We start from the raw sequence: 24,946 nt of genomic DNA, 5'->3' as shown, positions 1-24,946 counted from the left end.
TCGCGGCTCCACGCGGAAGCGGCCTCCGGACCTATCACGGATCGCTATCAGTCCCGCGCGATCGATCGCGCGACTTCGGGCAGGACCCGCAATCCGCGGAGTGGTGAGACCGCCGCGACCAGCAGCCCGGCGAGCATGCCGGCGGTGACGATCAGCAGCGTGGGACGGATCCCGAGAGCGGTCGCGAGTCCTCCGCCGGCCACGGCGCCGACCGTCTGCCCGCCGATGACGAGGGTTCGCCAGGACGCGGTCACCTGCCCCAGAAGATGCTGTGGCGCCATTGCCTGCCGCAGGGTGCGTTGCGGTACGGCGAACAGCGACATACCGAGTCCGGTGCACACCTGTCCGAGAAGGATCACCGGTGTCAGGCCGGTGAACAGAGAGACGCCGCTGAGTGACGCAAGGAATACACCGGACAGATAAGCGCGACCAATGCCGACCCGGTTGCACCAGCCGGTGGCGACAAAGCTGCCTGCCACCGCGGCGGCTCCGAACGTCGTCAGACTCAGCCCGACGAACGCCGGGGACTTGTGCAGCTCCCGGATCAGGAACAGTACGACGAGGGGTCCCTGCATCGCTCCGGCCATGGCCGCAATTGCCGCCGACGTGACGAGCGGCCTGAGCATCCGGTCGCCGAACAGCACCCGCAGCCCCGCTGTCAGCCGTACCTCGGACCGCGGCCGTGGGGGTGGCCGATCCGGTTCACGGATGAGGTACGCCGTCACCGTGGACACGACGTACGACGCTGCGTCGACAAGGATCGCGAACGGTGCCGTGAGCACCTGGACGAGCAGGCCGGCCGCGGAAGGCCCTAGCGTCGACGCGAGGTTCAGGTTGAGCAGGGCCGCGCTGTTGGCGCGCATGAGGTCCTCGCGGGGCACCAGGGCCGGGATGATCGTCTGCGAGGCGGTGTCGAAGAGCAGAGTCAGCACTCCGGTCAGTACGGCGACGACGTACAACTGCTCGATCCGCAGCCAGCCCAGGCCCGCCGCCAGGGGCACAGAGCTGAGCAGTACGAGTCGGCCGAGGTCTGTCCAGATCATCACGCGGCGCAGGGACCACCTGTCGACCCAGACACCGGCCAGGAGCCCGAAGACCAGGTGCGGTGCGATGGACAGCGCCGACAACGCACCCATCTCCACGGCCGAGGCATGCAGGGTCACGACGGCGACCAGCGGCAGTGCGACCGTCGTGACCGCACTACCGGACGCGGACACCAGTTGTCCGAGCCAGAGCTTCCTGAACTCACCTCTCACGACCCATGCCATGACGGTGAACCTGTCACGCAGCAGAGCGACGCGACTACGCCTGTTCGCCTGCAGCAGAGCGGTTTCACTCCACGCGAAACACAGGACCCCTTGCGGTGAACGGCAGTGATGCACCACGCGGGATCAGCCACGCGTGCTCCCGCCGGACCCGGACGACGTCGCATTGCCCGTCCGTGATCAGCAGGATCGGCCCGTGCGCCGGGAAGTCGTCCGCACGCTCCAGCAGGTCCACCCCCGGCTGCAGTACGGTCCCGCCGCGCCCGTGCACCTTCATACGGCCGGCAATGTCGTCCACGGGCACGTAGCCGGCGTCGTACGCCGCGGCATCGCAGTACACGACCCGCGCGGCCGGTACGTCGCGAGCCCGTGAGTACGACGCGATCGCACCGAGCGCCTTGCCGAGCAGTTCGCGGTTCATCGACCCGGACGTGTCGAGAACGACGCCGTACGTCGGGAGGCGCTCCAGTTCGAGCGGGCGGATCCAGCCGGGTCGCGGGATGTCCGGCGTACCGGACTGGCGACGGGAGGCCCGTGCGTACGTGCGGCGCTTCTCGACGGCGGGAACGTGCTCCTCGAACCAGCGGGCCAGTTGTGCGTCCCAGGCGAGCGGCGGGTGGTCCAGCGCGCCGATCTCCTCCACCAGACCGGCAGGCAGCGTGCCGCGGCTGGGGTCGTGGTAGGCGAGACCCGTGTTCAGCGCGCGGCGGTAGATGTCGTCGAGCCCGGCTGCTCTGGCTGCCTCTCCCGCGTGCGGCAGCGGGTGGCCGAGTACGTCGCCCAGTCCGACGCCGCGCAGCGTCGCCAGCTTGCGGTAGCGGCGCAGATCCGTGGTGATGCGGTCGTAGACCTCTTCCGCGGACATGCCCTTCAAGACTGGGTCGTGCAGTGCGCCGTCGGGCATGGTGCCGACGCCCATCTCCAGCAGCCAGCCGTTGATGACCAGGTCCGCGGCGACGTTCCACAGGTACGGATCGCGGCCGCCGACGCGCTCGCCGTGCCGGAGGGCGGCGTGCAGCATCTCGTGCGCCATCACGAACCGCCACTCGTTCTGCGTGAGGTCGGTCAGCGGGTTCACATAGATCTCGCCGGCGGTAGCGTTCACCGCCGCCACCTGGATGTCCCAGCCGCGGGCGAGTTCCGGCTCCGCGACGAGCGTCATGCTCGCCGCGATCGCACCCAGCAACGGGTACGACGAGACGAACCAGCCGAGCGCCAGGTCCCACTTGTCGCGGCCTCTTGTGCCTAGCGACGAACGGACGCCGCCTGCGACCTCGACGGCCGCTGCGGCCGCTGCGGAGAGGCCTGCAGCGAAAAGCTCGCCCCAGTTCGGTGGCTTGCCCCAGCCGTTCCAGCGGGCCGTGATGATGTCGGCCGCCTGTCCGGCGACGCCTTGGCCCTCGTACTCGGGTGGCACTCCCGAACGCCGCCAGAGCCGAGCCAAGCGGTCTACTTCCATGCTGGGAAACGTCGTTGGGAGTTCGACCACCGGTGTGCCGAGCTTGAGCGAGTGTAGGTACCGGTTGACCTCTACGTCGTATGCAGGACCAGCTGTGGTGTGGCCGAGCCCCAGGTGGATCAGCAGGTGCGCGAAGACCCACGTCCACTCGTGTGGCGTTGCCCGGCGGGTGCGGTGGGTGTGGATCTGCCCGTTCGAGTCGATGACCGCCCAGCCGTCGTCCGGGCAGCTGTCGTCGCGCTGCGGGGCGTACATCCGGTCGATCATCGGCGCGAACAGCGGATGGGTCGTCACCGTGGTCCAGCCGGCCTGGATCGCCTCCAGCTCCGGGTCCTGCTTCTTCCGCTTAGGCACGGGCCGCCACCAGACGCGGCAGGTCGCGGCTCACCTCGACCAGGAACCAAGTTGGCAGCACCGGGCGGCCGTTGTCGTCGGAAGCGATCACCAGCTGCGCCACCTCCAGGGAGATCTCCGCCAGCTCCACCAGCAGCGCCTTGCCGCGGTGTGCGAGCTGCCGGGCCGCAGGGCTCGCGGACGCCTTGTCCGCGGCCAGCTCCTTGACCAGCCGCGCCCGGAACGTCTCGGCCAGGAAGTACAGCAGGTCGCGATCCTCGGGTGCAGCCGGCCAGCCGGCCTCGCCCTTGAGCACGGCGTCCAGCCCGAACGCGTGCCGGACCGTCTTCACGTACGCGCGGAACGCGGACGCGTGCCCGGAGGACAAGGTGCCGAAGGCAAGCACCCGGAGCGTCTCGTCGGACACGTCCTCGCCGTACGAGTGCAGGGCGTCCGACAGCATGTGCCAGCTGCGCGGGGTGGAGAACGGCTCCTCGGTCTTGGGCGGCGCGGTCCACAGGTGGTCCGGGCGGTTCCGCAGGTACTCCAGTACCCACGGGTGGATGCCCGCCGTACCGGCCCACTCCAGCCAGCCGGTCGCGGAGGCGCGCAGGTGGACGTGGACCAGCCGGTTGACCAGTGCGCTCGCCATCGGGCGGGCCAGGGCGTTGTCGGTGGCGCGGTTGCCGGCGCCGATCACGACTGACCCCTCCGGCAGTTCGTACTCACCGATGCGGCGGTCCAGGATCAGCGAGTAGAACGCCTTCTGGACCTCGGCGGAGGACGCATTCAGCTCGTCCAGGAACAGGCAGTACGGCTCGTCGCGGGCGATCGCCACCGGCGGGGCGAACCGGCTGCGGCCGTCGACGATCTGCGGTACGCCGATCAGGTCCTCCGGAGCGAGTTGGGTGCCCAGGAGCGTCACGCACTCCAGGCCGAGCGATTCCGCGAACGCCCGTACCAGGCTGCTCTTGCCGATGCCGGGTGCTCCCCACAGGAACACCGGGCGGACCACTGCGACGTGCAGTAGTACTTCTGGCAGTTCGGCTGCCGATACCGTGATTCCTGCCTGCATGCGTTCCTTCCGCTTGGTGGCCAACGTTCCAGGGTCCTCGGGAGGTCACGGGGTGTCACCTGGTTTTCGCGCGTCGCTTCCGTTACTGGCGGTTACTGGCTAGGGTGCGATGGCTTATCAGTGGCTGGGGGGTCCCGTGTTTCGTGCCAGAGCCGTTGCTGTCTGTTCCGTCGTACTGCTGCCGCTGACCGCAGTGCGGGCGAGTGCTGCCGATCCTGTCGAGGCCGGGCTGCTGGTCCCGGGCCACGCGGCGGCCGACGTGGGTCTGTCGGGTGCGCGGGTCGTCGTTTCGGACCCGTCCACGCATGCCGTGTACGAGACCAGCAACAACGGGACGTCCTGGACGGCGTCGGGTGGCACGTCGTCCGGCAAGCCCTTGCAGGTGGAGGGTGCGGCGCTGCTGACGTTCGACGGCAGTACGGCGAAGGTCGGTGGGCTCACGTTCCCCGCCGCGGACGACGTGGTGCTCGGGAAGGGCGGTGTGCTCGTTTCCCACCGTGCCGCGAGCGCTACGACGGCAGAGGTGTACGACGTTGCCAGCAAGACCAAGCTGGCCGACGTGGAGCCGCCGTTCGCGCTGTCGGGCAACAAGGTGTGGAAGGTGACCTCGCCTGGGCATCTGGACGGCAAGAACCTGACCACTGGTGACGTCAAGACCGTTCTTGTTGCCAGTGCGTGCAGTGTGGCGCCTGGTGCCGTCAACGGGCGCTGGGCGGTGCTGAGCGGCTGCAACCAGGTCGTTGACGTCAACGGCCCGCAGCCGCCGCGGAACCTATCCGTTGCGGCGGACTCCCAGTTGGGCAACGGGTTCGCCGTACAGACGTCAGGGTCGAACCTGCTGGTCACGGACCTGAACGACCCGGAGCTAGGGCAACGCAGTTACGGCCCGATCGGCCACAGCTTCCGAGTGGACGGGTCCGGGCTGGCCAAGCTCGTGTACGCCGACGCGTCCAACAACGCGCGGGTGGCGACGTTGGGCTGGCTTACCGCTGACCCGCAGCAGCACCCGGACACGGTGGCGCCCGTACTGACGTCCGCGTCCGCGGGCGACCGGGTGCGGGACAACACGAGCCTGTCGTTCGACTGGGCGTACGAGGACCCGCAGGACCCGAACTCTCCCGCCAGCGGGGTGCTGAGCTACGACGTACGGATCCAGCAGAGGCCGAACCGGACATCGCCGTACGGCGCGTGGAACGAGCTCCCGGCATGGCAGGGGCTCAAGACGACTGCTGCGAGTCTTACGGCAGCCATTGGTACGGATACGTGCTGGCAGGTGCGAGCGCGTGACTACGCGGGCAACGTGAGCGCTTGGAGCACGTCGTACTGCAGTGAAGTGGACGGTACGGCGCCTTCGCTCGTCACGTGGCGGATCGGGGACCGTGTCCAGCTGAGCGGGACGGCTACGGTGCGGTGGGCGTACAAGGACGACACCGACATCGCGTCGTACGACGTCGTCTACAAGACCGCGGCGACGGGCACCGCGCTCGGCAAGTGGATCTACCCGGCCAACTGGCAGAACACCCGCATCACCGCGATCACCTGGGCACCCAGGCTGGGCTGGGACGAGTGCTTCATGGTGCGAGCCCGCGACTACCTGGGCAACCAGTCCGCCTGGTCCGCCCCCATCTGCTCGGTAGCCCCCGAAGACGACCGCGCCCTCACATCAGCCGGCACCGTGACCCGCACCACAAGCACCCTGGCCTTCCAAGGCACCACCACGATCCTCAAGTCCAACGGCGCTTACCTGACGAAGGCCACCGAGGCCGGCCAACGCATAGCGCTCGTGGCGATCCACGGTCCCGGCCAGGGGCGCGTGGACATCTACCACGCCAACATCAAGATCGGCACAGTCTCACTGTCATCGTCGACCACCGGACGCGTCGTGACTTACTTGCCCACAACGGTTTTCCGCACCGGAGCGCTCAAGATCGTGTCCACCACGACGGCTCCGGCGTCGATCGACGGCATCGCCTTTCTGCGCGCTCCCTAGGCCCGGCAGAGAATTTCGGTACGACTCGGTCCCGATCGCGGTTTGGTCACGGCCGGAGTGGGGAAGACAGACGGAGTACTGAAAAAGACTCGGGGACTGAACTGGGAGGGAACCCTTGTCACTGCAGGATCCGTCGGCCGGCAACGGCGACGACCGCTACTTCGTGGTGCCCGTTGGTGGACCGTGCTTCTTCTCGACCGAGGAGGCGCCGCAGCGAGCCGGATAACGAACCCCGATGGACGCCTACGCCCTGCAGCACAGCTGGGATCGGGTCACGAAGCACGGAGAACAGGTAGCGCTCTACTTCTACTCGCACATCTTCGTGTCGAATCCCGAGGTGCGGTCGATGTTCCCGCTGCAGATGTCGAACCAGCGGGACAAGTTCGTCAGCGCACTCGGCCGGATCGTCAGCCACGCCGACCAGATCGACAACGACGCGGCCTTCCTCCAGCACCTCGGCCGTGACCACCGCAAGTACGCCGTCATCGCCGAGCACTACAACGCGGTCGGCGCCTCGCTCTGTGCGACCCTGAAACACTTCCTCGGCCCCGAGTGGGACGAGGAGCTCGCCGCCGAATGGACGGCGGCCTATCAGGTGATCGCGCGGATGATGGTCGAGGCCGCGGAGAACTCCCAGGAGTCCACGCCGGACTGGTGGGACGCCGACGTGCTCTCGGTCGAACGACGCACCATGGACCTCACGCTGCTCACGGTCCGGCCGCGGCGCGCGTACCACTTCCTGCCCGGCCAGTCGGTGTCCATGGAGATCCCGCAACGCCCGCGGCTGTGGCGGTACTTCAGCCCTGCCAACGCACCTCGCGCGGATGGTTCGATCGACCTGCACGTCCAGCAGATCGACGGTGGCCAGGTGAGCCCGAGCGTGGTGCGGAAGCTCCAGCCCGGCGACGAGGTCAAGCTCGGTGCCCCGGTCGGCGACCGGCTGACCAGACGGAGCCAGGACCCGGGGGACCTGCTGATGGTCGCGGGCGGTACCGGTCTGGCCCCGCTGCTCGCCGTACTGGAGCAGATCGACCACGAGTGGGCACGGACACGCACAGCGCCGCATGTCCAGCTGCTACACGGTGTTCGGATGCCCTGGCATCTCTACGAGCGCCCCCGGTTGCGTGAGCTTGCGCAGACGAGGCCCTGGTTCGACTACACCGAGGTCGTCTCGGCCGACGGCTCATACCCCGGGACACGCGGCAAGGTCGGCACAGTCGCGGCCCGGCAGGACCTGTCCGGCCGTACGGCGATGGTGTGCGGCGGCCCGCAGATGGTCGCGCACACGCTCGAACGCCTCGCCGCCGCCGGGCTGCCGACCGAGTACATCAAGTACGAGAACTTCTACTACGCGGCCGCGGACGACCACACGGCCAACCCAGCCTTCACCAGGTCAGGAGACGTCAAGTGACCAACACCAGCCGCCGCCACGGCTCTCGGCAGTACCAGACACCCGACCAGATCCGCGGCGAGCTGTTCCGCCGCAAGTGGCGCGGTCTCGACCCGCAAGAGGTCTTCGGGTACCTCGACGTACTGGCCGATCAGGTGCAGGACACGGCACGGGATCTCAGCACGAGTCGCGCCGAGAACGAGCGCCTCCAGGGCGAGTTGCGGCGGGCGCAGGCAGAGTTGCAGCGGGTGCAGGGTGAGCTGGACGAGTACGAGCAGGCCGGCGACAAGGTGAACGAGCAGATCGTCCAGCTGTTCAGCCAGGCGCAACTGGTGGCCGAGGAAATGGTCCAGGACGTCAGCCGGGACGCGCGCGAGCGGATCGGGCAGGCGCGGGCGCACGAGCGCCGGATCGTCGAGGAGGCGATGGACACCGCCGGCCAGCAGGTCCGTACGTACGCGCAGTCGGCGCAGCTGCGGATGCAGTCGATCGTGGACTCGTTCGGCACCGAGATCGAGCGGATGGGCGGCGACACCGCGGCCGGCGGTGAATCCGGGCGGCACCAGAAGGACGCGTGGTTCGACGACATGAGCGACTGGCAGCGCCGGCTGCGGAACGAGCGGGGCCCGGAGTTCCCGGGTCCGGAGTTCCCAGGCTCGGCGTGAGCGGTACGGACAGTGACATCATGGCGTACAGCGAAGGGCACTGCCCTGCCCGCACGAACCTGACACCGTCCCGGCCCCGCAGAGCCCTTGCCCGCCGGTTGCCCGCCGTACCGCTCGCGGTCCTCGGCCTGACGCTGGCCGGTGCGGCGCTCGGGCTGCTCGGGCTCGGGGGCGACGTACCTGGCGGTGTCCCGGCCGCCGTACCGATCACACTCGGGCTCGCGATGCTCGTCGCGGCCGCGGGGATCTGCGCGCACCACCTGGTGGCGGTGCGGGCCGGCGAGCAGTTGTTCCACCTCAGCGGACGGCGCGGCGTGCCCCGGCCGGGCCGGCGCGCGGCAATACGTCGCCCCTCGCGGGCGACGGCGGCACCGCGGCGTCCGGCGAACCGGCCTGAGGCGGAGCAGGTGCCCGCGCGCGTGGACACCGGGATGGTCCGGGCCGCGGCGAAGGAGTTCCTGGAACTCTTCCACGGCGAGAACCCGGAAGCCGGGCCGCTCGGGCCGCGGCTCGCCGCGGTCATGCGCGAGATCGACGCGACCGGGACGTACTGGCACACGTCCGAGGAGCTCGAGTTCGGGGCACGGGTCGCCTGGCGCAACAACAAGCGGTGCATCGGCAGGCTGTACTGGCGCAGTCTGCAGGTGCGCGACCTCCGCGGGGTGTCGGACGCCGGCGGGGTCGCCGGGCACTGCTTCGAGCACCTGTCCGCGGCGCACAACGGCGGGAAGATCCGGCCGATGATCACGGTGTTCGCGCCGGAGACCCCGTCCCGGCCGGGCCCGCGGATCTGGAACGAGCAGCTCATCCGGTACGCCGGGTACGACCAGCCAGGCGGGCGTCCGCTCGGGGATCCGCGGTACCGCGCGTTCACCAGCGGGCTGATCCGGCGCGGCTGGCGACCGCCTGAGCGCCGCGGGGCGTTCGACGTACTGCCGCTGGTCGTCGAGACCGTCGAGGAAGGGCCGAAGCTGTTCCGGCTGCCTCAGCAGGCGGTGCACGAGGTCGAGCTGCGTCATCCCGACCTGCCGTGGTTCGCGGACCTGGAGTTGCGGTGGCACGCGGTGCCGGTGATCAGCAACAACCGGCTGGTGATCGGCGGGGTCTCCTATCCGGCGGCACCGTTCAACGGCTGGTACATGGGTACCGAGATCGGCGCCCGCAACCTGGCCGACACCGACCGGTACGACCTGGTTCCGGAGGTCGCGGAGCGGATGGGTCTCGACACCTCACACGAGACCACCCTCTGGCGCGACCGCGCCCTGGTGGAGATCAACCGCGCCGTCCTGCACTCGTTCAACCTGAACGGCGTCACGGTCACCGACCACCACACCGAGTCCCGCCGCTTCCTCCTCCACCTCGAGAAGGAAGAACGCGCCGGCCGCACCTGCCCCGCCGACTGGAGCTGGATCGTCCCCCCGATGTCCGGCTCCCAGACCCCCGTCTTCCACCGCTACTACGACACCGACACCAAAACCCCCGCCTTCACCACCGACCCCGACTCCACCACCAGAGCCCTCCAAGCCGACCCCCCAGCCTTCCCCTGACAGCTCCCGCCCCCGCCCGACGCGGGTCGCCGCTCGAAGGTATGACCCCGCCGAACACACACCAGTACGCCGACAAACGCCCTCAGCCGACCGACCAACCCGACCCGAGCCGCCGAGCGAAGCGAAGGCGCCAGGGGGTGCGGGTGGCGAAGCCCCCGCCCGCGCCGAGCGGAGCGACGGCGCACAAACGACGAGGGCGAGCCGGTCCGCGCACTCTGCGGACACGGCTCGCCCTCGGCCGAGAGCGGGTGACGAGAATCGAACTCGCGTAATCAGTTTGGAAGACTGAGGCTCTACCATTGAGCTACACCCGCGTGGTGCTCGGACATGATTCCACATGCACCCGGGTGGACTCAAAACGGTATCTGGGGGGCCCGGTGGCGCGAGCACTGGTTCGGGTCGACTAGACTCGTGCGGTCACTGCGGGGCGTAGCGTAGTGGCTAGCGCGCCTGCTTTGGGAGCAGGAGACCGCAGGTTCGAGTCCTGTCGCCCCGACAAACCCCGTGCAGTACCGGCTGTGGCGTCGGCTGTCCGGCGTCGCAACATGTCACCGAATCAAGGAGAACCGCCACCGTGAAGAGCACCGTCGAGTCCTTGAGCCCGACCAAGGTCAAGCTCATCGTCGAGGTGCCGTTCGAGGAGCTCAAGCCGAGCCTCGACGCGGCGTACAAGAGCATCGGCCAGCAGATCGTGGTGCCGGGCTTCCGCAAGGGCAAGATCCCGCCGCAGGTCATCGACCAGCGCGTCGGCCGTGGCCCGGTGCTCGAGGAGGCGATCAACGACGCGCTCCCGAAGCTGTATTCGCAGGCGGTCAGCGACAACCAGGTCAAGGCGATCGGCCGGCCCGAGGTCGACGTGACCGAGTTCAACGACAAGGAGAGCCTGCAGTTCTCCGCCGAGGTCGAGGTGCGCCCGGAGATCACACTGCCCGACCTGGAGGGCCTGGAGGCCTCGGTCGAGGACATCGCGATCTCCGACGACGAGGTCGACGAGCAGATCGAGTCGCTGCGGCAGCGGTTCGGCTCGCTGAACCCGGTCGAGCGCGCGACCGCGGACAAGGACTTCATCACGATCGACCTGTCGGCCAGCAAGGACGGCGAGAAGGTCGAGGAGGCGCAGGCCACCGGCCTGTCGTACCAGGTCGGCTCCGGCCAGCTGCTGGACGGCCTGGACGAGGCCGTCATCGGCCTCAGCGCCGGCGAGAAGAAGACCTTCGTCACCCAGCTCGTGGGCGGCTCGCTGAAGGGCGAGGACGTTGACGTCGAGGTGACGGTGACCGCGGTCAAGGAGCAGGAGCTCCCGGAGTTCGACGACGAGTTCGCCCAGACCGCGTCGGAGTTCGACACCGCCGACGAGCTGAAGGCCGACGTACAGACCCGGCTGGAGCGCGGCAAGCGCCTCGAGCAGGCCGGTGAGGCCCGGGACGCGGTGCTGGAGAAGATCCTGACGCTGGTCGACGTGCCGGTCCCCGAGGGCCTGCTGACCGACGAGCTGGCCGCCCGCAAGGAGAACCTGGAGCAGCAGCTCGGGTACTCCGGGATGACCATGGAGCAGTTCCTCGAGGGTGAGGAGCAGACCCAGGACGAGTTCGACGAGGACCTGAAGAAGCGTTCCGAGGACGCGATCAAGGCGCAGTTCGTGCTGGACCTGGTGGCCGAGCAGCAGGAGCTGAGCGTCAACGACCAGGAGCTGACCGAGCACATCGTCCGGCACGCGCAGCGTTCCGGCGTCAGCCCGGACCAGTTCGCGCAGCACGCGGTCGAGAACAACCTGGTCCCGAGTCTGGTGTCCGAGGTCGTCCGCGGCAAGGCGCTGGCCTACCTGGTGGAGAACGCCAAGGTCACCGACGCCTCCGGCAATACGGTGGAGCTGCAGACCCTGCAGCCGGACGGCACGTACGCCGACCCGGAGGCCGCCGAGGCTGCCGAGGCTGCCGCGACCGAGACCCCGGCCGACGAGCCGGAGCCGGCCAAGGCCTGAGCAACCAAGGCCTGAGCAAACCAAGGGCCTGAGCAAGTCCGCCGACACGGCCCGGGAACCCCACGCGGGGTTCCCGGGCCGTTCGCATGCCGTCGTACATTCGCGATCCGGCTGTGAACTTCCTCGCCTAGCGTGCTCGGTGAAACGATTTCCACGCGGAGGAGGCGGGTGTGGCCACGCTGCTGGAGGAACCGGAGGTACGGCGGGACGCCGACCGCCCGGACGTCCGCGAAGTACCTGACGGGACAACCGTCGAGGAGTCCGGGTCCGTCCTGCTCTGCGGCTGGTGATTTCTTCCCGGATTCGCTGACAGCAGACGAGCGGTGCGCCGTGAGCGAACACCTCCGGCCCAGCCTTAGGTCTGTCGCCACGGACCAGTAATGTCGGGTTCGTGAACGAGACATTTGCAGCCAGCCCCACCGCCGCGGGCGGCAACGGATCCGGCGGACAAGACGACGACATCTACCGCGAGCTGCGGAAAAGCCGGATCATCTTCCTGGGGTCCGAGGTTCGCGACGACAACGCGAACGCGATCTGCGCGCAGATGCTGCTGCTGAACGCGCAGGACCCGACGGCGGACATCTGGCTGTACATCAACTCGCCGGGCGGCTCGGTGGACTCCGGCATGGCGATCTACGACACCATGCAGTGGATCTCGAACGACGTCGCCACCGTCGGGATGGGCCTGGCCGCCTCGATGGGCCAGTTCCTGCTCTGCGCCGGCGCGAAGAACAAGCGCTTCGCGCTGCCGCACGCGCGGATCATGATGCACCAGCCGTCCGGCGGCATGGGCGGTACGGCCTCGGACATCAAGATCCAGGCCGAGCAGTCGCTGCACCTGAAGGCGCTGCTGTTCCAGCTGATCGCGGAGCACACCGGCCAGCCGCTCGAGCAGGTGGAGAACGACGCCGACCGGGACCGCTGGTTCACCGCCGCGCAGGCCAAGGAGTACGGCTTCATCGACCACGTCTTCACCAGCGCCGCCCAGATCCCTTCGGGTAGCCCGAACTCCTGATCTCCCACTCCGTCAGTTAAGGACGCACCAATGAACTACTTCATCCCGCAGTGGGAGGAGCGCACGTCGTACGGCATGCGCCGGATCGATCCGTACACGAAGCTCTTCGAGGACCGGATCATCTTCCTCGGTACGCCGATCACCGACGAGATCGCGAACGCCGTGATGGCGCAGCTGCTCTGCCTGCAGTCGATGGACTCCGACCGTGACATCAGCATCTACATCAACTCCCCGGGCGGCTCGTTCACCGCGCTGACCGCGATCTACGACACCGTCCGCTACATCAAGCCGGACGTCCAGACGGTCTGCCTCGGCCAGGCGGCCTCCGCCGCGGCGGTGCTGCTCGCGGCCGGTACGCCGGGCAAGCGGCTGGCGCTGCCGAACAGCCGGATCATCATCCACCAGCCGGCCACCGAGGGCACCTACGGTCAGTCGAGCGACATCGAGATCCAGGCCAACGAGATCCTCCGGCTGCGCTCGCTGCTGGAGAAGATGATCGCGGACGCCAGTGGCAAGTCCCACGAGGAGGTCTCCCGGGACATCGAGCGGGACAAGTTCCTGACCGCCGAGCAGGCGATCGAGTACGGCCTGATCGACGACGTCCTGCAGACCCTGAAGACCCCGGTCCCGGCCGGCGTCTGAACGGGTTCGAAACTGGCTCGGCCGGTCTGACCGGCTGTCAAGAGCCTGACGCGTTCGCCACCGGCGTAGTCACAACCCGGTGGCGGGCGCGGTTTTTCGGCCCCGTACGGGGTACCGTCGAATTCGGTCCGACTGCGCATAGAAGGGATCTCCACCGGTGGCACGCATTGGTGACGGCGGCGACCTGCTCAAGTGCTCGTTCTGCGGCAAGAGTCAGAAGCAGGTCAAGAAGCTCATCGCCGGTCCCGGCGTCTACATCTGCGACGAATGCATCGATCTCTGCAACGAGATCATCGAGGAGGAGCTGAACGAGGGCTCCGAAGTCGGTCTCACCGAGCTCCCGAAGCCGCGGGAGATCTACGACTTCCTCAACGCGTACGTCGTCGGTCAGGACGTGGCCAAGAAGGCACTCGCGGTGGCGGTCTACAACCACTACAAGCGGGTCCGCGACGGCCAGGGCGGGTCCAGCGCCGGCCGGCACGCGAAGGACGAGGCCGTCGAGCTGGCGAAGTCGAACATCCTGCTGATCGGCCCGACGGGTTGCGGCAAGACGTACCTGGCGCAGACCCTGGCCCGGATGCTGAACGTCCCGTTCGCGATCGCGGACGCGACGGCGCTGACCGAGGCCGGGTATGTCGGCGAGGACGTCGAGAACATCCTGCTGAAGCTGATCCAGGCCGCGGACTACGACGTCAAGAAGGCCGAGACCGGGATCATCTACATCGACGAGGTCGACAAGATCGCCCGCAAGAGCGAGAACCCGTCGATCACCCGGGACGTCTCCGGCGAGGGTGTGCAGCAGGCGCTGCTGAAGATCCTCGAGGGGACGACCGCGAGCGTGCCGCCGCAGGGCGGCCGCAAGCACCCGCACCAGGAGTTCATCCAGATCGACACCACGAACGTGTTGTTCATCGTCGGCGGCGCGTTCGCCGGGCTGGACCACATGGTCGAGCAGCGGGTCGGCAAGAAGACGCTCGGCTTCAACACCAGCCGCGAGCCGGAGAAGCCGAAGGAGCTCGGCGGGTACGCCGACGTGATGCCGGAGGACCTGCTGAAGTTCGGGTTGATCCCGGAGTTCATCGGCCGCCTCCCGGTGATCACCACGGTGTCGCCGCTGGACCGTGACGCGCTGATCAAGATCCTCTCCGAGCCGAAGAACGCGCTGGTCAAGCAGTACCGGCGGCTGTTCGAGATCGACAACGTCGAGCTGGAGTTCAGCGACGACGCGGTCGAGGCGATCGCCGACCAGGCGCTGCTCCGCGGCACCGGCGCGCGCGGTCTGCGGGCGATCATGGAAGAGGTCCTGCTGAACGTGATGTACGAGGTGCCGAGCCGCGAGGACGTCGCGAAGGTCGTCGTCACCGGCGAGGTCGTGCTGGAGAACGTCAACCCGACGCTGATCCCGCGCGACCAGATCGAGCGCACCAAGCGCGACCGCCGCGAGAAGAGCGCATAAGCACCATCACTCCACAGAGGGAGGCCGGGTCCGCCGTACGGCGGGTGCCCGGCCTCCTTCTCGTGGTGGACGCGGCGGGAGGAACGGCGCGCCTACGGTCGGTGACATGACGCCCAGAAGAATCCTTCGAAGACTGTCTGTCGCCGGTGTGGCCCTGGTGCTGCTGACGCCGCTGACCACTGCCGTCGCGCAGGCGAAGTCCGTCGTACCGACGATCGTGTGGGGGAGCTGCGGGACCGACCCGAAGCTGAAGCCGTTCCAGTGCGCGAGTGTCGAGGTGCCGACCGACTACGACAACCCGCACGGTGCGACCACCACGATCGCGCTGACCCGGCTGCCGGCCACCGACCCGGCGCACAAGATCGGCACGTTGTTCACGAACCCGGGCGGTCCCGGCGGGCCGGGTGTCGTGTTCATCCATCAGGCCGGGCAGCAGATCTACTCGCCGCAGGTCCGGGCGAGGTTCGACATCCTCGGGTTCGATCCGCGCGGGGTCGGCGGCTCCGACCCGGCGACCTGCTACCCGACCAAGGCCGATGAGGCCAAGGCGATGGCTGACGTCCCGCCATTCCCGGTCGGCGCGAAGGAGGAGCGGCAGTTCATCGTCGACGGCGCGAAGCTCGCGATCAACTGCCGTACGACGTCCGCGGACCGGATGGCGCACTACTCGACCGCGAACGTCGCCCGGGACATGGACCTGCTCCGCCAGGCGGTCGGCGACGACAAGCTGTCGTACGTCGGCTACTCGTACGGCACCTACCTCGGTGCGACGTACGCCAAGCTGTTCCCGAACAAGGTCCGCGCGTTGGTCCTCGACGGCACGCTGCTCCCGGAGTGGTACTCGGGCTCCGACGGCGACAAGTCCCCGGTCGGCGTCCGGATGCGCCAGGGCGAGGGCGCGTACGACACGTACGAGCAGTTCCTTGCCGAGTGCAAGAAGGCCGGTGCGAACTGTGCGCTGAACAGCCTCGGTGACCCGAAGACGGTCGTCGAGGGCACGCTGGCGCGGCTGAAGACGCACCCGGTCGACTTCGCCCTGCCGGACGGATCCACGGTGAAGATGACGTACGCCCTCGCGGTGGCGGTCACGTTCTCGAGCCTCTACGACCCCAACGGGTTCCCGGCACTCGCCGACATGTGGGTCCAGCTGGCGCGCACGAACCGGGCGTTCGCCACGGCCAAGGCGCCGCAGGCGATCGTCGAGTGGAACCGGCGCAAGGACGACTACGCCTCGATCGGGACCGCCCTGCAGCCGTGCGTCGAGGCGCGGCAGTCCGGCCGTCCGCTCGCCTACCCGGCGTACGCCGCAGCCGCGGACAAGCGGGCGCCGCACTTCGGGGCGTACCGCGCGTGGATCGGCATCCAGTGCGAGTTCCTCGGCATCCGCGACCAGGACGCGTTCCTCGGCCCGTGGCCGAACAAGGTGAAGCAGCCTGTCCTGGTCTTCGGCACCCGCCACGATCCGGCGACGCCGTACGAGGCGACCCGGCCGTACGCCGACCTGTACCCGGACGCGCGGATGGTGACGGTCGAGGGGTGGGGCCACACCACGATCGGCAAGAGCGCCTGCGCCGACCGGCTCACCACGCAGTACCTGACCGAGCTGAAGGCGCCCGCGGACGGTACGACGTGCGACCAGGACCGCAAGCCGTTCGACCCGGTGCCTACAGGGCAGCGAGCACCGAGTCTGCTGCCGCAATAGTCTCGTCGACCTGGGCCGCGGTGTGCTCGGTGGACAGGAACCACAGCCCACGCGGGACGATGTTGATCCCGGCAGCGAACAGCCCCGCGTGGAACCGAGCCATCGCCGCCCGGTCGCAGGCGGCGAACGAACGGTAGTCGGTGACCTCGGCCTGATCCGTGACGTACGTCTGGAACACCGGGCCGGGGCCGTCGACCAGCAGCGGTACGCCGTGCCGCGTCGCCGCGGAACGCAGCCCGTCCATCAATCGGAGGCCCATCGCGTTCAGCGGCGGGTAGACGTCGGCACGGTGCTCGTCGAGGTGCCGCAGTACGGCGTCTGCCGCCGCCATCGCGACCGGGTGCGAGTTGAACGTGCCGGCGTGCGCGACCTTGCCGTCGGCGATCGTCGTCATCACCTCGCGGGACCCGACCAGCGCCGACACCTGCATGCCGCCGGCCATCGCCTTCCCGAAGGCGGCCAGGTCGGGTACGACGTTCAGCAGCTCGCCGGCGCCGCCCGGGCCGACCCGGAAGCCGGTGATGATCTCGTCGAAGATCAGCAGCGCACCGTGTTGCCGAGTCAGCTCACGCAGTCCTTCGAGGTATCCGGGCGACGGCGTGATGCAGCCGGTGTTGCAGAGCAGCGGCTCGAGGATGACGGCAGCGATGTCGTCGGCCATGACCTCTTCGACCGCCTGAAGATCGTTGTACGGCAGGACGATCAGGTCGTCGGCGTCGTGCCGCGGCTGGCCCGCCGAACCGCCGACCGCGGTCGGGTGCCGGGCGTCGCCGGCCAGTGCGAGGTCCGGGTGCACGCTGTACAGCACCGGGTCGAGCCAGCCGTGGTAGTTGCCCTCGAACTTCACGATCTTCGGCCGTCCTGTGTGCCCGCGGGCCAGCCGGATCGCGCCGTGCACCGCCTCGGACCCAACGCTGTTGAAACGCACCAGTTCTGCCGCTGGAACCATGCTGCACAGGCGTTCGGCGACCTGTGCTTCCAGTTCGTGCTGTGCGGCGTAGGCGACGCCACGACGTACCTGTGCCGACACCGCGTCAGCTACGAGCGGTGCGGCGTGACCTAGCAGGTTAGGACCCTGGCCAAGCACGTAGTCGACGTACCGATTGCCGTCCACGTCCCACAGCTCCGCACCGCTCGCGTGGTCTACGAAGAGAGGGCGCTCTGCGCGGCGGGCGTCGCTGGACACTCCTCCCGCGAGCACCTGCTTGGCGCGGGCGTACAGCTGGTCGGCTTGGGTGTGCACAGCGTCCTCCAAGGGCGGTCAGTCGAGCTTTTCGGTCAACAGCCGGAACTGCTGGCGTGGCCGGCCGCCGCCGGTGGACCGTGCCGGTGGCAACGGCCAGGCGAGGCCTGCGTCGACCAGTTCCTTCAACATGCGGCGGCCGGTGCGCTGGGTGACCTGCATGATCGCGGCGACGCTCTCGACGTCCACGACGACCTGCCGGCCGGGCGTTGGGCTCATGGCGGACGCGATCGACGTGACAATCTCCAGCGCCCGCTGGTCGCTAGGCGTCTCGTCCGGCGCAGCGTCTGTGGTGGCAGGGCCTGGCTCCAGGTCCAGCCGCTCGCTGCTGCCGTCCAGGTACACGGCCACCTTCCCGCCAGTTGCTACGGACTCCTCCACAGCCATCAGGGCGTTGGCCTCAGCAGCACGAGCGGTCTGGCCCGTTCCAGCACCTACAGCCACAGGTACGCCGAGCTGCGCCGTCAGCGCGCCCAGAAACGGCGCAAACGCGAACTGCTCGGTCAGACGCACCAGGGCGCCGTACGTTGTGGTCACCAGGAACAGGGTGTCCGAACGGCGCGTGACCGAGGCTCCCACCTGCCGTGCCTCGGCCAGCAGCTTCTGGTGCGTCAGCAACGCCAGCTCCTGCTGCCAGTAGTCCCCGGACTCAGCACGCGACGGAATCACCTGTACGGCGATCATCGCCAACTGGTGCGCCCCCATCCGCGTGCCCTGTCCCAGCAGTACCGCGGTCTCCAACGCGTCCCGCACACTCGACCGCGTCGGCGCGATCCGCAGTACGGGTACACCGGCCGCCTGCAGGTCCCGTTCCACCGACAGGATCGTGGTCAGCGCGACCGTGGTGTGCTGCCGCTCGTACTTCTCCTGGTGGAACGCCGCGAACCCGTCCACGGAGGCGGGCCCTTCGTACGGCACGTCATACACCTCGGCGGTGTCCAGGCCGATCTCGGCGTACGCCTCCGCGACGTCCGCGAGCGAGAGCGAGTCGATACTGACTCGGCTGAGGTCGACGTCCTCGATCGTCAGCGACGCCCGCAGCAGGGCGGCGTACAGTGCGGCGCCCGTGAGCGGCAGGTGGGTCGACGGGACGGTCAGCCAGTGGCCGGTCGTGGCCAGGTCGAACGCCCACGGGCCGGGGAACACCGCCGAGTCGATGCGGTCCCGCAGCCGCAGGTAGCGCTCCTCCGCCTCGGACTGGTCGTCGTACCCGCCGGTGAGGAACCGGATGCCGTGCGCGGACCGCTCCGCGACCTCCTGGCCGACCTCCGCCATCGTCTTCACCAGCCGGCGCGGCCCGAACAGGCCGACCGTCACCGCCGGCAGCGTCTCGTCACTCATCCGTCAGCCCCTCGTTCTCCCGGCCCTCCCGGCAGCGGCCGCCACCGGAACAGCTTGCGGGCGTTCCCGCTGAGAACATCTTGGCGTTGACCTTCCGTCAGCGGCGCGCACACCACCCGGCCGAGCGACATCCGCTGGTCGATGAACGGGAAGTCCGAGCCGAACAGCACCCGGTCGCTGCCGACCTGGTCGACCATCGAGCGGATCAGCGGACCGGTCATGTGCGAGCCGCACACCTCGAGCAGCAGCGACTCGTACCGGCGCGCCGCCTCGATCGCCTCGTCCACGCCAGGCGGGGTGATCCCGGCATGTCCGAGGATCACCGACGTACCCGGGTAGCGTTCCGCGACCTCCTGGAACATGACGGGGGAGTCGTACGGCGACCTGTGCTCCGAGTGCGTGAGCACCGGGCAGCCCGTGTCCTCGGCGAACTTCCAGACGGCGGCGTACCGGGCGCCGCTGACGGGGTAGTGGTGCAGGCTCGGGTGCACCTTGATGCCCACGAACCGCTCGTCCTCGGCGAGCCGCGCGAGTTCGCGCTCCGGGTCCTGCCACGGGTTGATGACGGCGTACGCCGCGATCCGGTCCGGGTACGCGTCGACCGCGGCGAGGGACTGGGAGTTGCCGAGGTGCGCGTCCTGCTGGATCGCGCGGTTGGCCGCGAGCACGGTGACGTCGGTGCCGGTCAGGTCCATCACCGCGACCATCGTCGCGGCGTCCGGCTCGGGAATGAAGAACAGCGAATACGGGCCGAGATGCGCGTGCACGTCGACACTGCGGTACTGCGGCCGGCGGCCGATCACGCTCGCTCCCCGAAGAACAGCCGGCGCGCGTTGCCGACGCCGACCTGACGGACCGTGGCGTCGTCGAGCCCGGACCAGGCCAGCCGTACGACGCTCTCCCCGGGGTCGCGGACGCCGAGGCCGGTGGCGAACAGGAGCCGGACGGCGCGGCCGTTCGCGGCGAGCCACTCGACGCCCTGGTGTGCCGCGAAGTCGACGAGGTCGAGGTGAACGTTGGGGTGACCATCGAGTGCGGCCCAGAGCTCGCGGAGCTTCCGGTAGCCGAGGGCGGAGATCACGATCGGGAGCCCGGGGTGGCGGGTCGCGATCGTGCCGAGGTCTCCCCAGGAGAGCTCGGCCGCGTCGACGCACAACGGGAGGTGGTTCGCCTCGAGCGCTTCGTACAAGTCGTTGAGCAGGCCGGGGGAGTAGCCGTGCGACGCGGGATGAATGCGGAACGCGGCCACGCCTTCGTCCATTGCTTGGGCGACCAGCCTTGGCAACGAGTCCAGCTCACCGGCGGTTGCGGGTACGGCGGTCCAGCAGGCGAGGACGCCACGATCGGCCAACTCGTGCGCCACGGCGGACGCTTCCAGGTTCCCGCCGATCGGGTCGTGCAGCCAGGACGCCATCGCGCTCACCAGGGCGCCGGACAACGCGAAGCGTTCGAGATGGGCAGCCACATCCGTCGCCGGCAGCAGGCTTCGAGGATGCCTGCCCGTCACCACCCGCGCGTCGAACCACCCGTGCGTCACCGCCTCAGCCATCACGCCCCGCCTCTGCATCCACAGTCCAGGGACCGGCGTACGGGAGGGTGAGGTGTGCCCATTCGCCCTCGACCTCGACGTCCAGAGGTATGCCGTTCAGCCGGAGCTGTCCACAGGACCGAATCCACAGACCACAGCGTCCGGAGCTGTTGACCTCGAACTGAAGATGAGAGCCGGTGAGCCTTGCCAGGACGTCGATGTCGTGGGTGGACCGGAGTAGTCCGCGAAGCTCGCGGGTGCGCCAACCGGTTGCCCATGACAACTTCCCGTCGACGGTGCGGGTGCACGTCGACGTACTCAGCCGATCGACCGTCGCCCCGAAGCGGATCACCAGCTCGTCGCTGTGCTCGACGGTGACGTCGGGTGGTTCGGGTTGGGCGTGCGGTACCAGGACCGTGGTCAGGTCGCCACCCGCCAGCGCGAGCGAGTGCATCGGACCGTACTCAGCCGACTGAGTCTCCAGAACCGGTCGGCGAGCAGTTCCCACAGTCTGTTCGGCGCTGGTTGTGGTGAGGAGGAGAAGGTTGGCTGTGTTGTAGACGCCTGGCCCCACTTCCTGCCACGGGTGCAGCGCGTGCCAGTAGGTGCGGCACGGCGCGGCCTCCGTCTCGTCCAGCACGACGAAGTACGTCGGTTCTTCGCGGACCATGACAATCCTCCGCGACTGAGGGACCCCATAGCCGCTGTGTCGCCCGGAGAAGACAGCAACCGGTCCCGTGTCGACCAACGAGTCGACCTCCACGCGACGGTCCGTGGACAGTTCCTGGCCGTCCACCACCACGGTGTTGTGCCCGACGCCCGACTGATACCAGGTCAGGTACGACGGATCGTCGTAGCTCGGCGGACCACCCGCCTCCCACAGCACCGGCTGCCCCCACCCGTCCACCACCAGGTCGAGTACGGCGCGGTGGGAGTGGGACTCGAGCTCGTGCTCGATGTGCGGCCCGTGGTTGATGACGGCCCGCATGTCCGCACCCCGCAGGACCGTGTAGCCCGACTCAGGGAGGACCGTCGACGGCGTCAGCTCACCGACCGTCGGAAAGCCCCAGCGCTCGAGGGACTCGGCCGGCCACTCGATCCCGCTGTCCTGCAGGTGTGGCATCCAGCCGCCGGAGGACACCAGCTCACGCATCCACTGGTGCATGGCAGCAAACCGAGGATGTGCGGCAACAGCCGGGTCGATCCTGGCAGCGGTCTGCAGCGCGGTCAGAACCATCCGGTGATACCCAGGCGACCGCTCGTAGTGCCCGCCGTCCGGATACACATCCAGCAGCAGATGCTCCGAGATCCGCTCCCGCGCACGCGAGGCCCAGTCCGCAGACTCCACCAAACTCGGAAGGACGGCGCTGATGTGCAGCAGTTCGGTAGCGCACACCAACTGCCAGTTCCCATGCCGGAACACGTCATGCTCGTCGTACGCCCACCGCGCACCACCCACAAGCGTCGCGACCAGCCGTCCCCAGACGCGGTCCGAGAGCGGTGAGTCGGTCAGCACCTCAAGAGTCGGCAACAGGCTCCGGCAACGAGCCCAGGTGCCTAGCGAGTACCAGATAGGGTCCAGCCCCGGCCACTCGCCGACCACGGAGTCGCGTTGGGACACCCAGTCGTCCAGGTGCTGCTCAAACGCTTGCAGATAGCGAAGATCGTCCGTCAGCTTCCAAGCCTGCACCCCAGGCAGCAGCCAGCCGAGGTAGTGAAAGCCGTAGAGCTGTGAGCGCCCAAGACCGCTCCCCGTGACATCAACACCCTCCAGCAGCGGAGCCGCAGCCGCTTCATTGCCGACCGCGAGCGGCCAAGCAGGCGGCCGCAGCTCCGCACCCACGAACGCCCGAAGCCCAGCGAGATCAGCGGCCGGTGAACCAAAAGCCTTCAGCAGGTCGTCGGTCGAGATCCGGTTGATCCGCCCGTCGATGTGCCGGGGTTTCTCGGGACCCGGGTTCACGAGACCTCGACCGGTTGCCGCGTCTCGATCGACCGGTGCGCCGCCTCGAGGACGGCGGTCACGTCCCGGCTGCTCTCGATCGTGATCAGCGGCTGCCGCCCGGTCCGGCAGCAGTCGACCCAGTGCGCGATCGCGTCGGCGTACGCACCGGACGGGATCCCGTGCATCACCCGCTGCAGCATGTTCCGCGGGTACGTGTAGCCCTCCGGCCGCGCCAGTACGACGCTCTCCTTCTGCCGGTCGAGCTGTACGACGCCGTCGTCCGCGATCACCGAGACGTACGAGTCCACCGTGGTCGGGAACGTGTTCGGGTAGATCCACGCCGACTCGAACGTCGCCACCGCGCCGCGCGAGTACTCCGCCTGGATCTGGATCGCGTCCGGCGTGTCGATCCCGAGCGACCGCAACTTGCCCCAGCGCGCCGTCGCGTACACCCGCCGGACCTGGTCGCGCAGCAACCACGAGACCAAATCTATGTCGTGGCTGGACAGGAACCACGCGCACGTCGTCCGGTCCGCCCAGGACAGCATCTCGGTCGGCACGAAGATCGTGTCGTCCTTGCGCGCGTACGCGACCGCTCCCTCGCCGAGGCCGGCGAGCAGCTCGTAGGCCTGCGCGTACGCCGGCACCCACCGGTGGTTGAACAGGCACATCGCGACCACGTCGTTCGCCCGGATCGCGGCCACCGCCGCGTCCGCCTCCGCGACCGACGTGGTCAGCGGCTTCTCGACCAGGATGTGCTTGCCGGCCGACGCCGCCCGCACCATCATCTCGCCGTGCAGGTCGTCCGGCGTGGTCAGTACGACGGCGTCGACCGAGTCGCTCGCGAGCAGTGCCGCGAGATCGGGATACACCTCCGGCCGGGAGCCGCGGCCGGCGATCTCGTCGGCCAGCTGCCCGGCCGACGCCGCCGAACGGCTGGTGACCGCGGTGATCACGGCGTCCGGCCGGGCGGACAACGACAACGCGTTGCCACGCCCCATGATCCCGGCGCCGACGATCCCGATCCGTAGCGTGTCCATCAAGTCACTTGCCCTTCGCCAGTGTGTCGTTCCAGGCCTTCTCGGCGGCGTCCAGCGCCTGCTGAGCGGTCTTCGTCCCGGACATGTACGCCCGGACCTGGTCGTCGAACAGCTGCCGCAGCTGCTCGTCGTTCCCGGAGCCCATCGACGCGTCCACGCTCTGCTTGAAGGTGTCGATCAGGATCTTCCGGGCCTGGTCGGCCGGTGACGTCCCGGTGATGTCGGTGAAGAACGGGTCCTCGAGCGCCTTCACCGAGGACGGGTAGATCGGCACCAGTTTGCAGAGCGCGAGCTGTTGCTCGGGCGCCGCGACGTACTTGAGCCACGCGGCCGCGGCCGCCTGATGGCTGGACTTCGCCGGGATGCCCATCACCTGCTGGCCGGGCATGTAGAACTTGCCGTCGGCACCGGTCACCGGCGGGCCGACCACGATCGACGAGTACACCGCGGGCGCGTTCTTCTGCACGTTGAGCAGCGAGCTCGACACCGCGGCCGGGTTGAACGCGATCAGCTTGTTCTCCAGCGACTGCGGCAGATCCCGCTGGTTCTCGCCGAGGCTGCCGGGAGCGATCGCGCCGGAGTCGAAGAGCTTCTTGAACTTCTCCAGCAACGCGAGCGTCCCGGGTGTGTTGAACGCGGCCTTCTTGCCGTCCTCGGAGAGCAGCTTGACGCCGTCCGCCTGCACGACGCTCGAGTACGCCATGAAGTTCGTCGCGGACTTCCCGGTCGCGTCGTGGTACTTCGTGGCCAGCGTGAGCGCCTCGTCGTACGTCGTCGGCGGCTTCGCCGGATCGAACCCGGCCTTGGCCAGCAGATCCTTGTTGTAGAACGCCAGCGACGTACCGCCGTTGTACCAGGGGATCGCGATCCGCTTGCCGTCGACAACCAACGGCTCGGTCAGGTTCGGCAGGTACGCCGCCACGTCTTCCTTGCTGAACAGCGAGCTCAGGTCGGCCATCGAGGAGGCGAACAGCCCGGTGGTCGCGGAGGTGAAGTTCACGACGTCGGGGACCTTGCCGCTGGCCAGCGCGGCGAGCAGCTTCGTGGTGATGTCCTGCCCCGGGACGTCCACCCACTTGATGTGCACGTCCGGGTGGTCCTTCTGGTACGCGTCGATCCATTTCTGGATGTCCGGTCCGTAGTTCTTCTGCAGGTTGATCGTCCACCACTCGACGTCACCGGAGTACGCGTCGCCGGACTGCTTCTGGTCGCCGCCGCCGGCCGGACTGCCGGAGACACAGCCGGCCAGTGCGAGTACCAGGGTGGCAACGAGTGCGAGTCGGAGTCGGGCCATCATTGGCTCCTCAGAACGGAATGTCCTAAACCTGA

The 24,946-nt window shown here is 68.5% G+C and carries 19 protein-coding genes and 2 tRNA genes; 10 read left to right on the top strand and 11 right to left on the bottom strand.

What is annotated here, in order from left to right; all coding sequences use genetic code 11:
• Positions 1–47: 47 nt before the first annotated feature.
• The 3 genes from ACFV9C_RS30295 to ACFV9C_RS30285 form a co-directional block, all read right to left on the bottom strand.
• Positions 48–1,268, bottom strand: a complete 1,221-nt coding sequence (locus ACFV9C_RS30295; protein ID WP_380198951.1) for an MFS transporter — start codon at positions 1,266–1,268, stop codon at positions 48–50.
• A 64-nt stretch (positions 1,269–1,332) separates the two neighbouring features.
• Positions 1,333–3,078 (bottom strand): hypothetical protein, encoded by a 1,746-nt coding sequence (locus ACFV9C_RS30290; RefSeq protein WP_380198950.1) that lies wholly within the window; start codon positions 3,076–3,078, stop codon positions 1,333–1,335.
• Positions 3,071–4,156, bottom strand: coding sequence for an ATP-binding protein (locus ACFV9C_RS30285; RefSeq protein WP_380198949.1), 1,086 nt, complete (start codon positions 4,154–4,156; stop codon positions 3,071–3,073). The genes ACFV9C_RS30290 and ACFV9C_RS30285 overlap by 8 nt, the downstream gene beginning before the upstream one ends.
• A 112-nt stretch (positions 4,157–4,268) precedes the next feature.
• On the opposite strand from ACFV9C_RS30285, the gene ACFV9C_RS30280 reads away from it, so the two are divergent.
• The 4 genes from ACFV9C_RS30280 to ACFV9C_RS30265 all read left to right on the top strand — a co-directional run bounded on the left by ACFV9C_RS30280 (position 4,269) and on the right by ACFV9C_RS30265 (position 9,724).
• On the top strand, positions 4,269–6,122 hold the full coding sequence (locus ACFV9C_RS30280) for a hypothetical protein (RefSeq protein ID WP_380198948.1): 1,854 nt from the start codon (positions 4,269–4,271) through the stop codon (positions 6,120–6,122).
• Between the two features lie 235 nt (positions 6,123–6,357).
• Positions 6,358–7,533: a globin domain-containing protein gene (locus ACFV9C_RS30275; protein ID WP_380198947.1), complete on the top strand. Its 1,176-nt coding sequence runs from the start codon at positions 6,358–6,360 to the stop codon at positions 7,531–7,533.
• Positions 7,530–8,177: a DivIVA domain-containing protein gene (locus ACFV9C_RS30270; protein WP_380198946.1), complete on the top strand. Its 648-nt coding sequence runs from the start codon at positions 7,530–7,532 to the stop codon at positions 8,175–8,177. The genes ACFV9C_RS30275 and ACFV9C_RS30270 overlap by 4 nt, the downstream gene beginning before the upstream one ends.
• Positions 8,178–8,197: 20 nt before the next feature.
• Positions 8,198–9,724 (top strand): nitric oxide synthase oxygenase, encoded by a 1,527-nt coding sequence (locus ACFV9C_RS30265; RefSeq protein ID WP_380198945.1) that lies wholly within the window; start codon positions 8,198–8,200, stop codon positions 9,722–9,724.
• A 243-nt stretch (positions 9,725–9,967) separates the two neighbouring features.
• On the opposite strand, the gene ACFV9C_RS30260 is transcribed toward ACFV9C_RS30265, so the two are convergent.
• Positions 9,968–10,038, bottom strand: a tRNA-Gly gene (locus ACFV9C_RS30260).
• A 109-nt stretch (positions 10,039–10,147) separates the two neighbouring features.
• On the opposite strand from ACFV9C_RS30260, the gene ACFV9C_RS30255 reads away from it, so the two are divergent.
• The 6 genes from ACFV9C_RS30255 to ACFV9C_RS30230 all read left to right on the top strand — a co-directional run bounded on the left by ACFV9C_RS30255 (position 10,148) and on the right by ACFV9C_RS30230 (position 16,520).
• Positions 10,148–10,220 (top strand) — tRNA-Pro (locus ACFV9C_RS30255).
• 78 nt (positions 10,221–10,298) lie between these two features.
• Positions 10,299–11,705 (top strand): trigger factor, encoded by a 1,407-nt coding sequence (gene tig, locus ACFV9C_RS30250; RefSeq protein ID WP_380198944.1) that lies wholly within the window; start codon positions 10,299–10,301, stop codon positions 11,703–11,705.
• A gap of 391 nt (positions 11,706–12,096) precedes the next feature.
• On the top strand, positions 12,097–12,720 hold the full coding sequence (locus tag ACFV9C_RS30245) for a ClpP family protease (RefSeq protein WP_380198943.1): 624 nt from the start codon (positions 12,097–12,099) through the stop codon (positions 12,718–12,720).
• A 30-nt stretch (positions 12,721–12,750) separates the two neighbouring features.
• The gene (locus ACFV9C_RS30240; RefSeq protein WP_380198942.1) at positions 12,751–13,362 is read left to right on the top strand and encodes an ATP-dependent Clp protease proteolytic subunit; all 612 of its coding nucleotides are present in this window, start codon (positions 12,751–12,753) and stop codon (positions 13,360–13,362) included.
• 157 nt (positions 13,363–13,519) lie between these two features.
• Positions 13,520–14,818, top strand: a complete 1,299-nt coding sequence (clpX, locus tag ACFV9C_RS30235) for an ATP-dependent Clp protease ATP-binding subunit ClpX (RefSeq protein WP_380198941.1) — start codon at positions 13,520–13,522, stop codon at positions 14,816–14,818.
• A 106-nt stretch (positions 14,819–14,924) separates the two neighbouring features.
• Positions 14,925–16,520, top strand: coding sequence for an alpha/beta hydrolase (locus tag ACFV9C_RS30230; protein WP_380198940.1), 1,596 nt, complete (start codon positions 14,925–14,927; stop codon positions 16,518–16,520).
• Here the strand turns inward: ACFV9C_RS30230 and ACFV9C_RS30225 are convergent.
• Genes ACFV9C_RS30225 through ACFV9C_RS30195 form a run of 7 tightly spaced genes read right to left on the bottom strand, consistent with a single transcriptional unit; the run spans position 16,483 to position 24,911 of the window.
• Complete coding sequence (locus ACFV9C_RS30225; RefSeq protein WP_380198939.1) at positions 16,483–17,763, bottom strand: aspartate aminotransferase family protein; 1,281 nt, start codon at positions 17,761–17,763, stop codon at positions 16,483–16,485. The two genes, ACFV9C_RS30230 and ACFV9C_RS30225, sit on opposite strands and share 38 nt — an antisense overlap.
• A gap of 18 nt (positions 17,764–17,781) precedes the next feature.
• Positions 17,782–19,104 carry a hypothetical protein gene (locus ACFV9C_RS30220; RefSeq protein ID WP_380198938.1) on the bottom strand — a complete coding sequence of 441 codons (1,323 nt, stop codon included), beginning with the start codon at positions 19,102–19,104 and terminating at the stop codon, positions 17,782–17,784.
• Positions 19,101–19,907, bottom strand: coding sequence for an amidohydrolase family protein (locus ACFV9C_RS30215; protein ID WP_380198937.1), 807 nt, complete (start codon positions 19,905–19,907; stop codon positions 19,101–19,103). The genes ACFV9C_RS30220 and ACFV9C_RS30215 overlap by 4 nt, the downstream gene beginning before the upstream one ends.
• The gene (locus tag ACFV9C_RS30210) at positions 19,904–20,653 is read right to left on the bottom strand and encodes an amidohydrolase family protein (protein ID WP_380198936.1); all 750 of its coding nucleotides are present in this window, start codon (positions 20,651–20,653) and stop codon (positions 19,904–19,906) included. The genes ACFV9C_RS30215 and ACFV9C_RS30210 overlap by 4 nt, the downstream gene beginning before the upstream one ends.
• A complete protein-coding gene (locus ACFV9C_RS30205; RefSeq protein ID WP_380198935.1) occupies positions 20,646–22,595 on the bottom strand; it encodes a heparinase II/III family protein in 1,950 nt (649 codons plus the stop codon). The genes ACFV9C_RS30210 and ACFV9C_RS30205 overlap by 8 nt, the downstream gene beginning before the upstream one ends.
• Entirely contained in the window at positions 22,592–23,617 is a 1,026-nt protein-coding gene (locus ACFV9C_RS30200; RefSeq protein WP_380198934.1) for a Gfo/Idh/MocA family protein, read from the bottom strand. The genes ACFV9C_RS30205 and ACFV9C_RS30200 overlap by 4 nt, the downstream gene beginning before the upstream one ends.
• A gap of 4 nt (positions 23,618–23,621) precedes the next feature.
• Positions 23,622–24,911 carry an ABC transporter substrate-binding protein gene (locus ACFV9C_RS30195; RefSeq protein ID WP_380198933.1) on the bottom strand — a complete coding sequence of 430 codons (1,290 nt, stop codon included), beginning with the start codon at positions 24,909–24,911 and terminating at the stop codon, positions 23,622–23,624.
• Positions 24,912–24,946: the final 35 nt, after the last annotated feature.

Source organism: Kribbella sp. NPDC059898 (assembly GCF_042730855.1).
In the GTDB taxonomy this organism is placed as follows: Bacteria; Actinomycetota; Actinomycetes; order Propionibacteriales; family Kribbellaceae; genus Kribbella.
The sequence above is the reverse complement of the archived record's forward strand: the minus strand, read 5'-3'. Positions and strand labels throughout refer to the sequence as shown.

What these genes read in the sequence shown, in the direction of transcription:
- ACFV9C_RS30210 (WP_380198936.1), bottom strand. Translation starts at nt 20,653, where the DNA reads ATGGCTGAGGCGGTGACGCACGGGTGGTTCGACGCGCGGGTGGTGACG.
- ACFV9C_RS30240 (WP_380198942.1), top strand. Translation starts at nt 12,751, where the DNA reads ATGAACTACTTCATCCCGCAGTGGGAGGAGCGCACGTCGTACGGCATG.
- ACFV9C_RS30295 (WP_380198951.1), bottom strand. Translation starts at nt 1,268, where the DNA reads ATGGCATGGGTCGTGAGAGGTGAGTTCAGGAAGCTCTGGCTCGGACAA.
- ACFV9C_RS30230 (WP_380198940.1), top strand. Translation starts at nt 14,925, where the DNA reads ATGACGCCCAGAAGAATCCTTCGAAGACTGTCTGTCGCCGGTGTGGCC.
- ACFV9C_RS30265 (WP_380198945.1), top strand. Translation starts at nt 8,198, where the DNA reads ATGGCGTACAGCGAAGGGCACTGCCCTGCCCGCACGAACCTGACACCG.
- ACFV9C_RS30275 (WP_380198947.1), top strand. Translation starts at nt 6,358, where the DNA reads ATGGACGCCTACGCCCTGCAGCACAGCTGGGATCGGGTCACGAAGCAC.
- ACFV9C_RS30220 (WP_380198938.1), bottom strand. Translation starts at nt 19,104, where the DNA reads ATGAGTGACGAGACGCTGCCGGCGGTGACGGTCGGCCTGTTCGGGCCG.
- ACFV9C_RS30200 (WP_380198934.1), bottom strand. Translation starts at nt 23,617, where the DNA reads ATGGACACGCTACGGATCGGGATCGTCGGCGCCGGGATCATGGGGCGT.
- ACFV9C_RS30195 (WP_380198933.1), bottom strand. Translation starts at nt 24,911, where the DNA reads ATGGCCCGACTCCGACTCGCACTCGTTGCCACCCTGGTACTCGCACTG.